Raw genomic sequence first — 16,752 nt, 5'->3', positions numbered from 1 at the left:
TACTTAAATTAATTTATTTTGTTCAATTTTTTTAAGCTAATACACAACCTAATACACCGCCTAATACAAAACAGCCGGGGCATGCCCGGCTGTTTTTCCCGATTAGTAATCCAGATTAATAATAAGGTTATTTAATCTCCGCCAGGCTAAGCCAGGTTTTGACTACCGTATCCGGATTCAGCGACAGGCTGTCGATGCCCTGTTCCATGAGCCAGGCGGCAAAATCCTCATGATCCGACGGCCCCTGACCGCAAATCCCGACATATTTACCCTGTTTTTTAGCCGCGACAATCGCCATGGACAATAGCGCTTTCACTGCCTCATCCCGTTCGTCGAACAGGGCCGATACCAGACCTGAATCCCGGTCCAGTCCCAGCGCCAGCTGGGTCATATCATTGGAACCAATGGAGAAACCGTCAAAGTGCTCAAGGAATCGCTCCGCCAGCAGGGCATTGGAGGGGATCTCGCACATCATGATGATTTTAAGTCCCTGCTCGCCGCGCTTTAATCCCTGCCGCGCCAGTTCCTCCACCACCGCCTCGGCCTGGGCGACGGTGCGGACAAACGGAATCATGATCTCCACATTGGTCAGCCCCATCTCGTTGCGTACCCGCTTGATGGCATCGCATTCCAAGGCAAAACAGGCCTTGAAGCTGTCGGCGATATACCGGCCCGCGCCGCGAAAGCCCAGCATCGGGTTCTCTTCCGAGGGTTCATATTTATCGCCGCCCACCAGGTTGGCATATTCGTTGGTTTTGAAATCGGAAAGACGCACGATGACCCGTTTCGGCCAGAACGCCGCGGCCAGGGTAGACACGCCCTCAGTCAAGCGGGCGATATAATACTCTTTCGGACCGGCGTAACCTTGAATCATCCGCCCGATCTCTTCGCGCAACTGCGGCGTTTGCTGGTCGAATTCCAGTAATGCCCGGGGATGAACGCCAATCATGCGGTTAATGATAAACTCCAGCCGCGCCAGGCCCACGCCGTCATTGGGTAGGCAGGCAAAGTCGAATGCCCGGTCGGGATTGCCGACATTCATCATGATTTTCAGCGGCAGCGCCGGCATTTGTTCAATTTTGGCGCTATTGACGTCAAAATCCAGCAGTTCATGATAAACATAACCGGTGTCTCCCTCCGCGCAGGATACCGTGACATTCTGGCCTTCCGTGACGCGCTCGGTGGCGTCGCCGCAGCCCACCACCGCCGGGATGCCCAATTCGCGGGCGATAATGGCCGCGTGACAGGTGCGTCCGCCGCGGTTAGTGACGATGGCGGCGGCCTTTTTCATAATGGGTTCCCAGTCCGGATCGGTCATGTCGGTGACCAGCACGTCGCCGGCTTCAACCCGGTTCATTTCGCTGATGTCATGGATGACCTTGACCGGACCGGCGCCGATGCGATGGCCGATGGCCCTCCCCTCGATCAGCACCTCGCCGCGGGATTTGAGCTGGTAGCGCTCCATGACCTGCCCCCGTGACCGCACCGTTTCCGGCCGGGCCTGGACAATGAATAATTGACCGGTATGGCCGTCCTTGGCCCACTCAATATCCATCGGGCGCTGATAATGCTGTTCTATTTGCAATGCCTGGCGGGCCAACGCCTGGACTTCATCATCGGTAAGGGCAAAACGATGCCGTTCTGCTTCAGGCACATCTTCAATGCGGACCTGCTTTCCATGTTCCTGGCTGCCGGCATAGACCATACGGATTTTTTTGGAACCGATATTCCGTCGCACTATGGCCGGTTTCCCGGCCTGCAGCGTAGGTTTATGCACGTAGAATTCATCCGGATTCACCGCGCCTTGCACCACCATTTCGCCCAGTCCGTAGGCGGCGGTAATGAATACCACCTGATCGAAACCGGATTCCGTATCAATGGTAAACATTACCCCGGATGCCGCCAGGTCGGAACGCACCATGCGCTGCACGCCGGCGGAGAGCGCCACGCCGCGGTGATCGTAACCCTGATGTACCCGGTAGGAGATGGCGCGATCGTTGAACAGGGAAGCGTAGACATGCTTGATGGCGGTCATTACCGCATCGATACCCTGAACATTCAGAAAGGTTTCCTGCTGGCCGGCGAATGACGCGTCAGGCATATCTTCCGCGGTGGCTGACGAGCGCACGGCAAAAGACGCCTCGCTGTCGTCAGCGGACAATGTCCGGTAGGCCGACGTAATGGCCGCCTGCAAGGCAGGCTGAAACGGGGTGTCGATTATCCACTGCCTGATCTGATTGCCGGCCGCCGAAAGCTCGCCGATATCATCGGCATCAAGGCGGTCCAGCAGGTCATATATACGTTGGTTGATGCCGCTCTGGTTAAGAAAGTCATTAAATGCGTCGGCGGTCGTGGCGAAACCGTTGGGCACCGAGACTCCCAGCGCGGATAAATGGGTTATCATTTCTCCCAGGGAGGCGTTTTTACCCCCTACCCGGTCAACATCATGCATCCCGAGTTGGTTATACCAGAGTATATTATCAGTATCATTGTCAGTTATAGACATCTGCGTCATCCTTTTACTTATAATGAAAAAGTCTGGTGGGAAAAGCGTTATTCAGTGAGCGTAGCATAAAGCCTAATACGCGGGCCCGGGATGAATCGAGCCAGCGCTAAAATTCAGAGTTTAGCCCAACAAACCGCGGGAGCGACATATGGAAAGAAGCGTATTTTTTATCTCGGACGGCACCGCCATTACCGCCGAAGTGGTCGGCCATGCGGTGCTGTCGCAATTCCCGGTGACCACCAACAGTTATACGTTGCCTTTTGTTGAAACGGAATCCCGCGCTATTGCCGTAAGCGAACAGATAAATGCGATTTATAAGCAAAGCGGCATTCGGCCCCTGGTTTTTTATTCCATCGTTTCGCCGGTTGTCCGCACCATCGTGGAAGCCAGCGACGGCTTTTGCCAGGATGTGGTGCAAGCCCTGGTGGCGCCCCTGCAACAGGAGCTGGGGTTATCGCCGGATCCGGTGGCGCACCGCACCCATGGGCTGACCGCCACCAATCTGAACAGATACGATGCACGCATCGCGGCCATTGATTATACCCTCGCCCACGACGACGGGATTTCGCTGCGCAATCTCGACCAGGCGCAAATCATTCTACTGGGCGTTTCCCGCTGCGGAAAAACCCCTACCAGCCTTTATCTGGCCATGCAATACGGCATCCGCGCCGCCAATTATCCGTTTATCGCCGATGATATGGATAATTTGCGTTTGCCCGCGGCTTTGAAACCATTTCATGATAAATTATTCGGATTGACCATCGATGCGGAGCGTCTGGCCGCCATTCGGGATGAACGACTGAACAACAGTCAGTACGCTTCATTGCGCCAGTGCCGTTTCGAGGTCAGCGAGGTTGAGCTCTTGTTCCGGAATAACCAAATCCGCTACCTAAACTCCACCAATCACTCCGTAGAGGAGATAGCCACCAAAATAATGGATTTACTTGGCCTGAGCCGTCGTATGTACTAATCCGCCTGGTCATTATTATTGTTGAATTCATCTGGTTTTGGTTTATTGTGATCGCCATCACTTCCCGGTATTTCACCGTTGAGAAGAAGCCATTTTAGAGATTGTTCATGTTTAACACAGATGAATTGCGCACCAGGCGCATTGGTCGTCTTATTGAGCCGGCAACGTTAGCCGACAAACTGCCTCTTAGCGCCATAGTAGCGGAAAGCGTTACCGCCGCGCGCCACCGTATCGAAGGGATTCTGCACGGCCGTGATCCCCGCCTGCTGGTGGTGATTGGCCCCTGTTCCATCCACGATACCGACGCCGCCATCGACTATGCCCGGCAGTTGAATACCCTGCGCGTTCGCTACCGGGATCGGCTGGAAATCGTCATGCGCACCTATTTTGAGAAACCCCGCACGGTAGTGGGCTGGAAGGGCATGATTTCCGATCCGGGTCTTGACGGCAGTTATCGGGTCAATGACGGGCTCGAGTTGGCGCGGCGCTTGCTGCTCACGGTCAATGAGATAGGATTGCCCACCGCCACCGAGTTCCTGGATATGGTGATGGGCCAGTATATTGCCGACTTAATCAGCTGGGGCGCCATCGGCGCCCGCACCACCGAGAGCCAGATCCACCGTGAGATGGCGTCTGCCCTCTCCTGCCCGGTTGGATTCAAGAACGGCACCGACGGCAATACGCAGATTGCCATCGACGCCATACGCGCCGCCCGCGCGTCTCATATGTTCTTGTCCCCGGATAAACAGGGCCAGATGACCATTTACCAAACGGCGGGAAATCCCTATGGCCATATCATTATGCGCGGCGGCCGCACGCCCAACTATCATAGCGCCGATGTCCAGCAGGCCTGCGGGCATCTGCAGGAGCATGGGTTGCCGCCGCATCTGCTGGTGGATTTCAGCCATGGCAATAGCCAGAAACAGTATCGCCGCCAGCTGGACGTGGCGGAATCCGTATGCAGGCAGATAAGCGACGGTAGCCGGCGGGTAGCAGGCATCATGGCCGAGAGTTTTCTGGTTGAAGGCAGCCAGGCGCTGATACCCGGCCAAGCGTTGACCTATGGTCAATCCATCACAGATGGCTGCCTTGGCTGGGAAGACAGCGAAAGGCTGCTGGCCATGCTGGCGGGCGCCGTTGATAGTCGTTTCTAAACCCTTTTCGCTACCCTCCCATTTACCCATTGGGCCGCCGACAGGCGGCCTAATTATTTTCTTCGTCTGAGAAGCGATAAAACTCTTAATTTTTACTCTTTAATTCCACATGCGAATGTTTGATGATATGTTCTATGGGTCAGTGAAAAATCGATTATCTTCTAGAGAAAATTATTTCATCAAATTTAAAAAAGTAGACCGCTAATTTATTTCACTCATCACGAAAACAATTCCATTTTATATTCAGATAACCCTATCCATATATAAGGATCTTGCCATGACAAAAGAAACTTGTTTATTAGAAAATAATAAAATATATCATATTGATTATCAAATTAGACATTCTCAAAAGACTAATGCATTACATTATTACACTTATTCCATAAAAAAAATAAACAATATTCAAATTAAAGATTCCCTTTCATCTATTGATAATAAAGCAGATGAATCTCACGACATAAATAATTGTGAAAAAAATATTGAGGAAGAAAGAGTTGATTATTTATTCAGCTGCGTAAATGAACTTACAAATAATATGGATTGTTTGTTAACTTCGGGTCATACAAAATATATACAGATTGAATTGCACGACAAAAAATTCAGCGTTGCGACAAAAAAAATAATGCTACCGAGCGGTAACCTGATTTTTGCCGGCTATTTTAACAAATCACTGGTGGTTTCAGATGGCAATAATTACCATATTCAGCAAGATTACCACAAACCGCTACCCTTCTATGGGTCGCTTTCCCTTTTATTAAGCCAGCTTGTTCAAGGCGGGGGATGGCTCGGCGTATATAATTGGCCTGATTGGGTGGGAAGCACCGCCAAGTGGTTCAGCGGCTTACGTGACCCGCTGATATTCCCTCAGTCGGAGGGGCAGCCCACAACATCTTCGGTTTTTTATCCCGGCACAATCATACATACGGCAGAGGCGGAATTTTCAGCGCGGCTAAGAACGGTAAAAGACCACGAATCTGATGAAGACCTTAACCAGGCCGTAAATTCCCCCACCGCATCCGCGCTAAGCGAGACGCTGCCGCCGCAAGCAGAGTATAGCAGCGGAGAAATTGACGCCAACAGCCGATTATTATTCAGTATTGATGGCCTCGAATTCCAGATTTCTCTCGCCAATAGGGAGGCTCAAACTCTGCTTCTTAATATGTTTCAAGACTTTGTCAGGGCCAGTAACCCACCATTATCCGATCCATTGAGTAACCTGCTGGAGTTCGATAAATTTATTGGCAAAAAAATGGCAAAAATCTTTCATGGCGGCCTTTACCTTAAAGATAAATTTACCTCTCTAAATATCATTATTTCCAAAGTCCAGTTTGAGGACATCATTTCGTCCCTTAAAGAGTTAACACAAGAAAATACAGCTCAACTGAAAAGACTAAAACGTCATGTCGCTGAAAATTTCATGGTCGAAAATTTTATTAGCAATATTGTTAAGCAATTGAAAGAAGCTTCAAGCCGCATCAATACAGAAATAATCAAGGACGTCATTTTAATTATTAAAAATAAAACCTTTGATATGGCAAAGTCGGAAGTCGCGCACAACGTCAGAGAAAAAACCCTTGGACGGAAATCCTATTATCAAAAAATGATGCACGTCCTTAATTTATGTCAACAAGCATATAATGAATATCGCTTACATTTATACCCAGGTGATCATTCTCCCCTGTCGCGTGTAACCTATATAAACGCACAACAAATTTATCACGCACTAATTAATCACGATAAAAGACATCTGATAGACTGCCTGATAAAATCAAAATTCTATTCAATATTTGATTACACCAGAACGAATGCTATCAGCATATACAGTTTAAATTTTATTATGCCGGGTGAGATCACTGATATAGGAGATATTTTTACCGCTGACGAACAGATGCTCACCAATGAAAATATGGATACTCTTTTTTATCGGGAATTGATAAATTACATCTACCAGCGCCCTTCAGCAAACTTTTATTTTGAACGTCTTCTGGATATAGCGGAGCTATTTAGAGCAGACGGATCAAGCAATAGTTCTCTTTCATCTTGGCAGCAAAGGAATATTGCTCCGTTAGAACAGACACATAATATATTGTCTGACATGATCGATAATAATCATGAAGAAAAGAGTAAATTTACTAATTACTATGCATGGCATAATGAACTAACAGGTATCATCAAGAACGATAAAATTCTTTTTGTTTTATTAAGCTATTTTATCAATATGCAAAAGATATTTATAAATTGTGTTACAGATTTTATAGAACATAATACTAAACTTAACGCAAGTAACCAAGAGCAACGTATTGTGGCGGCTAAAATCGAAGCAGTTCGAGACCAAGCAAGCCCTGATTTTAATCAAAACAATCTAGAGATGTTAAAAAAATATATCGATTTGGAAAAGAAAGGAGATTTACATGTTTTTATCAAGGCTGCATCAATATGGTTCATTTCTCAGAAAAAAACGCTTAGTGAAGGTTTTTTATCTTCATTAAACGTACTTTATGTTCTAAAACAATTTATAATGTCACAGCAGCAGATCTTCATGGACTATAACTCCCGTAGACAGCAACCCTACAAAAGTGTTTATAAGTTGGAATCTTCTTCCGAAAAGAATTCGTTAGAAGAATATTATAATCAATTCGTCGACTATAAAAAGCATCATTCATTTATTGAGGCGAGAAATCTTACGATGCAAGCATTAGAAAAATCTAGTTTGCATTATGTAGATATCGTATATCCTGCTAAGAAAATTTTATGCTTTAAAGTTTTTTCACGAAATTACGTTAAGAATGATTTAACCCCATTCACCTTCGTCTCCCTGCCGAAGGATAATACAGGATATCTCATTATTGCTACGCTGCATAATGATAAGACCGTATTATTAAGTACTTTTAACGGCTTCGTGATCATCACTGATTTCAATGTACTCAAAAATGGCGATACTTTAGCGCTGATCAAAGAATATTGGGAAAACTGTTCCACTGGCCTCGATATGAGACATCGTCCTCATTTCCATATTAATGAAACTGCCTTAGCATCACTTTTTCCTGAAATCGATGCGAATAGCGAGTCATTAACCTCTATGATAGATATTTTACTTCATGTTCCTGAAGAAGAAATTTTTGATGTTCCTGCATCGGCATACTCTCTTGCTGCGGTTAAAGATTCAGACTTATATTCCATCATAAAATCCTATGTCTTCAATAAGGATGAAACATCTGAGCCTATAAGTTTTAAGATCCCATTTATCAACGCTATCGATAATATCAATCAGGCTACGTTGGTTGCAATAGCTCAAAATTCCAAAGAAACATTGCGTCATTATACCTGGCTGGAATACACGGCTTCATTTATTCCTTTTTTTACCACACTCTGCCAGCTATGGTATGATGAAGAACATGAAATCAAGTTTGCAGATATCATTTTTGATCTCTATGATCTTGTTACTACAGTTGTATCTCTTTCAGGACAGTTTAAAAAAATATCCGAAAACACATTTAAGCATGCTCTTTATAAAGCTACAAAAGAAAAGGTACAACATCATATGATAAGGAATTTTGTTTTTCATGAACTTATAGGCTCAACACCGAACATTGGATACAAAATGACCAAGTCTTTTTCTGATGAAATATCATCATTTTATAACATCATACATCCGTCAGGCAAAGTGTTAACAATCTTAGATGATACGCTACAATTTAAAATACAGGATGTGCTAGCAAAAGCCAACGTCGCCATTAGATTGTTTAGTTCGAGGAAGAAAAACCTGCGGCAATACTGGAAAGCAGAAGTGGATGAAAATCAACTCGAAACCTTGCCCAGTGGCATTTTAGTAAAAAATTCGGGTTCTGCAGAGTCATACTATATTGTTAACGACAATGACTATTTCCCCGTTTTTTGGGATAAATATCATGGTGAATGGAGAATCATCAACTTGAAAGGCGGCAACGACAAAGATTTTGCCATTCCCATTGTACAAAGCCACTCCGGAGGTTGGGTCGCCAGCGCACGGCAAGTCGTTGACATAAGGATTTCGCCCCTCCCAGTCAATCATTTCCATCCTAACAATGCTCAGGACACAAAATTGATTGAGATTGAACCCCTACGCGTATCGGGCATTGATCAATTTTCTGATTGCGATTTGGTGAATTTTCACAAAACCATACTGCGCTTCTCACTTGAACGTCACCAGAGGGAAACTATATTTACAAATTCGGGAGACCGCGTCATTTCAATATTTAATGATTTTCATCGAAACTTTTCTTTGAAAAAAGACATCTTAGCTATGCAATTTAATAATAAATTTGTATATGATAAAACGTCCGCGGTTCTCGCAATACAAGCGTTAGAAAGCAAGGATGGCGTTAGGATCCGCTTTCGTGCCGTAAGCGCTTGGAGCGACGTTCTTCATTGGGCCGCGGAAACCTATTTTGCCATCACTGTTAACATAGCCAATCAAAGTTATATTATTGACTTTGCCAATAATCGCTTGTCTTTTGGTATTAATGATAATAGGGATATTTTTACGGAAAACGAGTGGCTGATGATGTTTAGCCAGCAACCGACTGACTTCGAATTAATTAAATACAAAGATTTTGATGATATGCAAGATGCCAGATTTTTTAGCTATCGTGAAGCCACGGCGCCCTATGTTTTCATTAAAGATGGCTTCCTGATTAAAGAGCCGGCCTGGTATAGGCCGCTACTGCTTAAACATAATAGTTATCTAATGAAATCTAAGGCTTTTATAAGCGAGATAGATCAGCATTTGCCTCATCTTGTGGCAAGGTCGATTCGCCACGAAGCGTTATCATTTGAATTGAAAGAAGAGCTTCCTCTTTATATATTGTTACACTGTGGATTACTGTCCCCTAAAAGTGCAAATCATTTATTGGAAATGATAAAACAAGCAAAAAACGATTTTATAAATAGCCATGCCATACTTGTTGATGAATATAAGATATCGACAACATCTGATTTATTAAGAATAAATCAAGGTAAGCTTTTGGCGCTCTATGATTACTCGAATCGACTGGAGCATCTGATGTTATGCATCGGTCAGGGAAGATTCATTGGCCTAAATAATAACTTATATGGTTTTACCCCACAGCAGCGAGTTTCGTTGGTCATTGCCGAACAATTGGGAACGTTTAACCAAAATTTGTTAACCTTGCACCGTGGCGATAAAAACTTCATTGTGATGGCCGGCAGCGCATTCGGCGCAATGGATAATACGCCAATTCTGGCGTATGAACTCCCGAGCGAGATGAGGCCCGAGTTTCATATCGATGGTCGCATTACGGGTTATCGACGCCATTTTATCCCCCGCGAGGAGGTCCTTTTCGGCAAAGATTGTTATATTTCTGTAGTGCCTTGGAGCAGTGAAGAAAAACCGCGTATTCGCATCAAACACTATGGCGAGCCGTTTCTTATCAACAATATGGATCCCGTCGAACTGGCGGATATCATCCGGGGCCTGGCTTACGTTAAAGACCCGACATTCACATTAGAAGACATCGAGAGTATTGAGTTGCACTCCTGTTACAGCGGCTATGGTTCCGATTATTCCACCGCTCAGATCCTGGCTGATGAGCTGGGGCTTGCGGTCCATACTTTTCCTCATAAAATTGAGGGCGGGATCCGTCAAAGAAGACCTGAGTGGTTTCGCCAGTATCGGCCTGCGGCAGGCGGATTCCCTCTCATTGATAATGGTTGTCAAGAGCCGGTAAAACGGAGTCCCCCGCAGCTTGTCAGTACCCTGAACATGCAGCAGGAGCTACGGGATATCATGACATCTGTCCGTAACGTTATACAATTTTTTATCCAGCATGCGCAGAAAAATAATCACAAAAATATCCATTTGAGCCCGGTTGAACGTCATATTCCTTTCATTTACATTGACATTTTGCAGCTAATCTATCCACAAAATCCGCATCACCCTCGCGTAGTGGCCGATATCCTTTTAAAGAAGGAGTCCTTGTCGATACTCGATCAAATACTGGAGGATTATGACATTGACGGGTCTGAGGATATCGAATTTATTGAACAGGCTCTGCTGGATATTATTTTATCCATTGATGAATTTAAATATTTATCCGAGCGATTTTATCATATGTAAGCTAAGCAATAATCGCTCTCTTTTGTTGACAACATCGCCATCCTCGGCAGTTAACGGATTAATAGGGACATAACAATGTTAAATGAAGCTATATCCTTCACCAATAATTTAAATTTACATACAGCAACACATTCAGGTAATATTGAGATTAAATCTTCATTAAGAAGTTACCTATTGGGGCTTAGACGTGCAGATAATGTGTGTAAACACTTCCCTGCAGGGAGGGAGAAGCTTTTTTTTCAGGCAACAACTGATTGGAACGCAGAAAATGAAACAGCGGAGGAAAAAGAACAAGCTGATTATCTATTCCAATGCGTCAGTGAACTCAAGAACAATCCTGACTGTTTACTCCAGGCTAAAGATACGAAATTCACCCGCATACACATAGCTGAAGAAACCTATATTATCTCCACCGTACGAGTGCAGCTACCCAGTGGCAACGCCATTTATGCTGGATTGTTAGATGACAGGCTCATTGTGAGCCATGGCGAAATTTATCATATTGAGGCCATGATACGACCTAATATAACCTTCCTGGGTTCAATGGGAAATTTACTGGCCCATTTTATTGGAGGTCATCAATGGAAATATTCAACCCCCAATCAACCGGCTTGGATGGATAGTCTGTTCGCATGGTTTGCCGGCCTGCGCGATCCGCTGATGTTTCCAGGCGCGGAAGGACAGATGACGGAGACGGCGGGCATGCGGCCTCTTCAGAATATACTTTATAGGTCAGCAACGGAATTCCAGGCCCAATTGGCGGTAATAAATATCACAGAGCCTGAAACAGGCATCATCTACCCTCACCTTCATGTTTCAGCCATAACCAACCCCCTGGCGCTGGCAAAGGATATCGCCGAGATCTTGCCGGGTCGTGGTAGAATTATGTTCGACATCGGCGGACATCAACTTGAATTGAACCCTGCGAATAAAATTGCCGCTGCGCTGCTGGCACAGCTTGACTCGACATTGTCCCTGGAAAACACTCCGCAGGATGAGCTATCGTATTTGCTGAAGCTGGACATGCTTATCGCCGGAAAAACGGCGGAGATTATCTATAATGGCTTATTATTTAAAGACAAGTCTTACTCTTTAAATATGATCATCCTTAAATCTTATACAGAAAATATTATCACAAAGTTTAATGATCTATTATATGACAAACTTGAACCTCAAATCAAAATTTCTTCCCATTTAAATTCATATAGTGAAATAACCGATCATATACCAGACATCAATAAAAAAATCGCTGACGCCTACGAACATGTTAATATAGATGTCATTGTGGAAACGATATCTTCTCTCAAAAATAAAAATTTCGCCTTAGCCGAAACTGCTATTATAGAGAAATTGCACAACGCCAGTTTTAATGAACACGCGCATTTGCATAATATCTTGCGCAATTTGTATTTATTAAAGGAATCTCATGAAGAATATAGTAAACAGTTGGTATTAGATGAAATATCACCCTTCGATAAAATGAACCATATTAACACTCTAGATATTTATTTCGCCTTGATGACAGGGGATCGGGAATTTTTGATTGACGCGCTAATAAAATTGAAATTTTATCATATTTTAGAATATACACGCGTTAATGGAATCAGTATTCATAGCCATAATTTTCTTTTACCTGGAGAGATGACGGACCATTGGTATTTATTTTCAGAAGATGAGCATGAAATTGACTTTTCAACCATGAAGCAAGTATTTTCCACTGAGTTGCACAACTATATTTATCGCAAGGATGATAATCATCCCTATCTGGATCTCATTATGAATTTGGTTGAAGTATTCCGATTGAATGAGAAACAGCACGACGCCAATCAAGCGTGGTATAAAAAAAACCTTTTCCCTTGGCAAAAAACGTTGCAGATCGTTAAAGAATTAATTGAGAATAATACGTATGAGAAAGAGAAATTCACTCATCATACTTTATGGCGCGAGGATTTCAGAACACTAATACGCCATGATAAAACCGTATTTGTCTTAATGACATTTTGTATCAATGCTCAACAAGAATTTGTTCAGATGATTCGTTATTATTTTGATCAAGATATTATCTTACAGGCTGATTCCGAAGAACAGTTCATTGCCGCAGCAAAGGTCGAGGCCATGAAGCTAGATGCGGATTTTGCTGATAAAAAAATTAACGCGTATGGATTACTTGAGGAGTATGAGAGGCGTCTGGAATCCGGAGACTATGATTTAATGATTAGGGCCGCGGTTTTTTGGTTTTTTTCCCGTTTTTCACGCCATGATGATGAACATCTCAGCTCCTTTAATGTTTTTTTTGTTTTACAAAAATTCATCAGCGCGCAGCAAAGTTTATTTGTTAAATATAAATCCCGCCTTCATCATGAGTTCACAAGCGTCTTTGAACTTCAGGCATCCAATAAAAAAGAGTCGTTGGAAGATTATTATAATCAATTCTATGATTATAAACTTCAGTATTCTCTCCATGAAGCCCGAAATATGGCTATGAATGCGATCGCCAGCTCAACGGTAGATTATATCGATGCTATTTATCCGCCGAAGGAAATTTTTGCATTCATGGTATTCTCAAGAAACTATATATCCAATAGCCTCTCCCCCTTCAATCATTACTCGATGCCTGAAAAAAATCCAGGTTTTCTCACCATTGCAAGATTGTATAGTGGAAAGCTTATTTTATTATCGACCTTAGCCGGGTTTGTTTTCATTAGCGATATCAAAAGGTTAGAAAATGATCCCCATTTACTGGAATTAAAGGATTTCTGGTTGCAGAGTAATGAGAATATTGATGTTTTAAGCAGACCGGCTTACAGCGTCAACGAAACCGTAATGGCGCATCTATTCCCCCCCATCGATGCTAACAGCGCACAACTGACGACCCTGCTGGACATAGTGCTGAAATCGCCGGAGGAAGACTCCGCCACCCTGCCCCGACCTCCTTACACCCTGGTGGCAGTTAAAGGGCAGGATATTATGAAGGTCGTCAAACCTTATCTTTTTAGTCTGGATGACAGACAGCAGGCGCTTCATCCTGATGCGCCTTTTATCAAAAATATCGACTTCCTGACCCAAGCCACGCTGATAACGCTTTCCGATCGTCTCAAGGAAGTATTGCGTTATTATTCATGGGTCGATTTCATCTCTTCCACTATTCCCTTTTTTGAAGCCCTTTGCCGAAATTGGTATGATAAAGATCATACAATTCGTTTCAAAGACATTATGTTTGACCTCTTTGACCTGATGTTGCTTATAGTCCAGCTAGGCGGCAATTTCAAAAAAATTTCTGAAAATACGCTCAAGCATGCTTTGCACAATGCCTTGAAAAACGACATCAAACAGGCCGCGCTAAAACAATTTTTTATCCGGGAGTTAATAGCCCAATCTTCTCAAGCCGGAATGGATATGTCCAAGATCGCCACCAAAGAATTCTTTTCTTTCTTATGCCCGCTTCAACCGTCAAGCTCCTCGTTTATCTCAATTACCGAAAAACTCCATCACAAAGTACAGGAATCTATTTTGGTTGCCAACATTGCCATTCGAGCCGAAAGATTGCGAAAAAAACTTCTCAGGCAAAGCTGGAAGGTGAATGTCGATACCCATACGCTTGAAACCCAGGCAATAGGAATTTATGCCGATAAAACATCCGAGAGGACAAATTACTATGTCGTTAACGATCACGACTATTTTCCCGTCTTTAGAGAAAGCGACAGCGATGTGTGGCGTATCGCCAACCACCACATGCCCAATGAAAGAGCTTTTGCCGTCCCGGTAGCAAGAAGCCCCTCCGGGGAGTGGATTACCAGCATAAGCAAGTTGCCGGCCCCCCTTGCCCCCTCTTTTGATAGATATCACCCTTCAGGTCGCAAGATAACGGAACTCGGCCTGATAAAACCAGAGCCGATGTGCGTTTTGGCGGAGCCGGACGCCATTGATAAAGGCACAATCAACTTCCACAAACGCATCCTGCGATTTTATCTATATAATAATAAATTTGTGCATGATCTTCTTTTAAATAAGGCCCATCGTGAACATTTTTTGATGCGATTCAACCGCACCTTCTTCTTTCGCAACGAGATCATTGCTGCCATTAAAACCAACGGCTATAGCCGCGATGAGAGTTTTATCGTTTCCGCCTCTAGGGCGCTTGACGAAAGACAAGAAGGAATCATGCGCTTTCGTGCCGTTAGCGCCTGGCGTAACCAATTTGACGCTTCGCCGGAAGGTTATTTCGCACTGAGAATAGACATAGGCAAAAATAAATTCATTATTGACATTAAAGAGATACGTAAGGCCATCATGACCCGGGACAATAGGGATGTGTTCACGGAAAACGAGTGGCTTATGATGTATAAACGTTCCCAGCAGGCATTTGAGTTAATAAAATATAAAGACTTTGATTTTATGGAGGATGCTGAATATTTCAGCTATCGTGAAGCCACCTCTCCGAGCGTTATCATTAAAAATGGCTTTCTCTTGAAGGAACCCGCCTGGTATAAGCCCTCTTTATTGTCAAACAACCGCTCTCATAAGCAAAAAACATATACACTTGTGCATGACGGGGTGAATGAAATCCGATACGCGGCAAGGGCTTTGCGTAGGGATTCTCGACATTTTTCATTCCCTGAACAATTTCCTTTAGATGTTTTATTGAAATGTAACAAAATCGATGAAGAGAGTGCCAGACAATTGCTCAGGATGGTGATGGATGCTAAAAAATCAAATCTGCATAGCCAAGCCTTCTTCATCAATAAAGAGCGACTGTCTTCAACAGAGAGCCTGTTAAAAGTCAATGACGGGATACTACTGGGAATATATAACACTTCCGGCTGTCTCGAGCATCTGTTGCTAAGCATAAAACACGGGCGATTTATCGGCATGCGCAACTCTTTCTTCGATCCCGCGTTGCCGGAAAGAGCATCTATCGTTATTGCCGAACAATTGGGTACATTTCACGGCGGTTTTTTAAGATTACGCCACAAAGAGCAGAATTTTTTTGTCATCGTGGGTGAGGCGCATGGGTCAAGTGTGTCTACCGCTGTATATAGTGATATTCCCCATGAAAAAATCACAACCTATTTAAGCGATGGCAGAATAAAGGGTTATCGGGAACAAGCCATACCGCGTAAAAATCTCTTGTTAGGAAAGGATTGCCATATTGAGTTGCTTAATGACGTTAAAACGCGCTTGCGAATAAAGCTGCACGGAGCGCCTTTTAACGTTAATCATATGGATGCAATTGAATTTTCAGATATCATAAAGGGATTGCAATTTCTTGAAGATTCACCGTTTATATTGCACCAATTGGAAAGTATTGATCTTCACTCCTGTTATGGCGGTTTTGGCTACCGCTATTCCACGGCGCAAACCCTAGCCGATGAGCTAGGGATAAAAATCAAGGCTTATCCCTATAAAGTCACCGACGGCGGGCGAATGGAAGAAAGAAGGCCCCAGTGGTTTCGCTGGTTCACTCCTGATGAGCGTCTTTGGGGGCCAACTAGCGGCCCGGGCCCTAGCCGCCAAAATATGCCGAACTTCAATGCCAAAGAGTATAAGCGAACGCAGAAAATACATCGTCGGCTGCATGATTTGATCGATTTCGTGCTGAGGATGAACCAAAAATTCTCCCTTAGCCGCGACAAACGCGACGAACTATCCGAAAAAGCAGAAAGTGATTCTTCTAATACTTCGCTTCCTCTTGCCGCGGCATCCGAAGCCTGGCAAGCGCCCCTCATCTATTTTGATATATTTCAGCTGCTGTATAACAAACATCCCGACCTTCCCCATGCCGTGGGTGATATCCAGCTAAGCCCTACCTCATTGCAGGTTTTGGAGCAAATAGTCGCTGACTACAACCTTGAAGATGATCAAGAAAGCATTTTTGCCCAACAGGCTTTTTTGGATATATTGCTTTCCATAGAGGAATTCAAATATTTATCTGACTGGTTCAATCTAGACACCGAATATCATGAAGAATCATTAACACCTATCCCTACCCCATAAAAATTCAGGCTCG

The 16,752-nt window shown here is 44.2% G+C and carries 5 protein-coding genes; 4 read left to right on the top strand and 1 reads right to left on the bottom strand.

From position 1 onward, the window contains the following. Nucleotides 1-127 precede the first annotated feature (127 nt). Complete coding sequence (gene ppsA / locus ACL2XJ_RS21555) at nucleotides 128-2,506, bottom strand: phosphoenolpyruvate synthase (protein WP_413724444.1); 2,379 nt, start codon at nucleotides 2,504-2,506, stop codon at nucleotides 128-130. Between the two features lie 148 nt (nucleotides 2,507-2,654). On the opposite strand from ppsA, the gene ACL2XJ_RS21550 reads away from it, so the two are divergent. The 4 genes from ACL2XJ_RS21550 to ACL2XJ_RS21535 all read left to right on the top strand — a co-directional run bounded on the left by ACL2XJ_RS21550 (nucleotide 2,655) and on the right by ACL2XJ_RS21535 (nucleotide 16,739). Beyond that, nucleotides 2,655-3,476 carry a pyruvate, water dikinase regulatory protein gene (locus tag ACL2XJ_RS21550; RefSeq protein ID WP_132921612.1) on the top strand — a complete coding sequence of 274 codons (822 nt, stop codon included), beginning with the start codon at nucleotides 2,655-2,657 and terminating at the stop codon, nucleotides 3,474-3,476. 107 nt (nucleotides 3,477-3,583) lie between these two features. Continuing rightward, a complete protein-coding gene (locus tag ACL2XJ_RS21545; RefSeq protein WP_203521439.1) occupies nucleotides 3,584-4,630 on the top strand; it encodes a 3-deoxy-7-phosphoheptulonate synthase in 1,047 nt (348 codons plus the stop codon). A gap of 277 nt (nucleotides 4,631-4,907) precedes the next feature. After that, complete coding sequence (locus tag ACL2XJ_RS21540; RefSeq protein WP_413724443.1) at nucleotides 4,908-10,745, top strand: hypothetical protein; 5,838 nt, start codon at nucleotides 4,908-4,910, stop codon at nucleotides 10,743-10,745. Between the two features lie 75 nt (nucleotides 10,746-10,820). Continuing rightward, the gene (locus ACL2XJ_RS21535) at nucleotides 10,821-16,739 is read left to right on the top strand and encodes a hypothetical protein (RefSeq protein ID WP_413724442.1); all 5,919 of its coding nucleotides are present in this window, start codon (nucleotides 10,821-10,823) and stop codon (nucleotides 16,737-16,739) included. The last annotated feature ends 13 nt before the right edge of the window (nucleotides 16,740-16,752 follow it).

The organism is Sodalis sp. RH16, assembly GCF_047324245.1.
Classification (GTDB): domain Bacteria; phylum Pseudomonadota; class Gammaproteobacteria; order Enterobacterales; family Enterobacteriaceae; genus Acerihabitans; species Acerihabitans ligni.
Note: the sequence above shows the minus strand (reverse complement) of the source record. Positions and strands in the feature narration are given on the sequence as shown.

Coding starts and splice junctions, on each gene's coding strand:
- ACL2XJ_RS21550 (WP_132921612.1), top strand. CDS start 2,655: ATGGAAAGAAGCGTATTTTTTATCTCGGACGGCACCGCCATTACCGCC.
- ACL2XJ_RS21540 (WP_413724443.1), top strand. CDS start 4,908: ATGACAAAAGAAACTTGTTTATTAGAAAATAATAAAATATATCATATT.
- ppsA (WP_413724444.1), bottom strand. CDS start 2,506: ATGTCTATAACTGACAATGATACTGATAATATACTCTGGTATAACCAA.
- ACL2XJ_RS21535 (WP_413724442.1), top strand. CDS start 10,821: ATGTTAAATGAAGCTATATCCTTCACCAATAATTTAAATTTACATACA.
- ACL2XJ_RS21545 (WP_203521439.1), top strand. CDS start 3,584: ATGTTTAACACAGATGAATTGCGCACCAGGCGCATTGGTCGTCTTATT.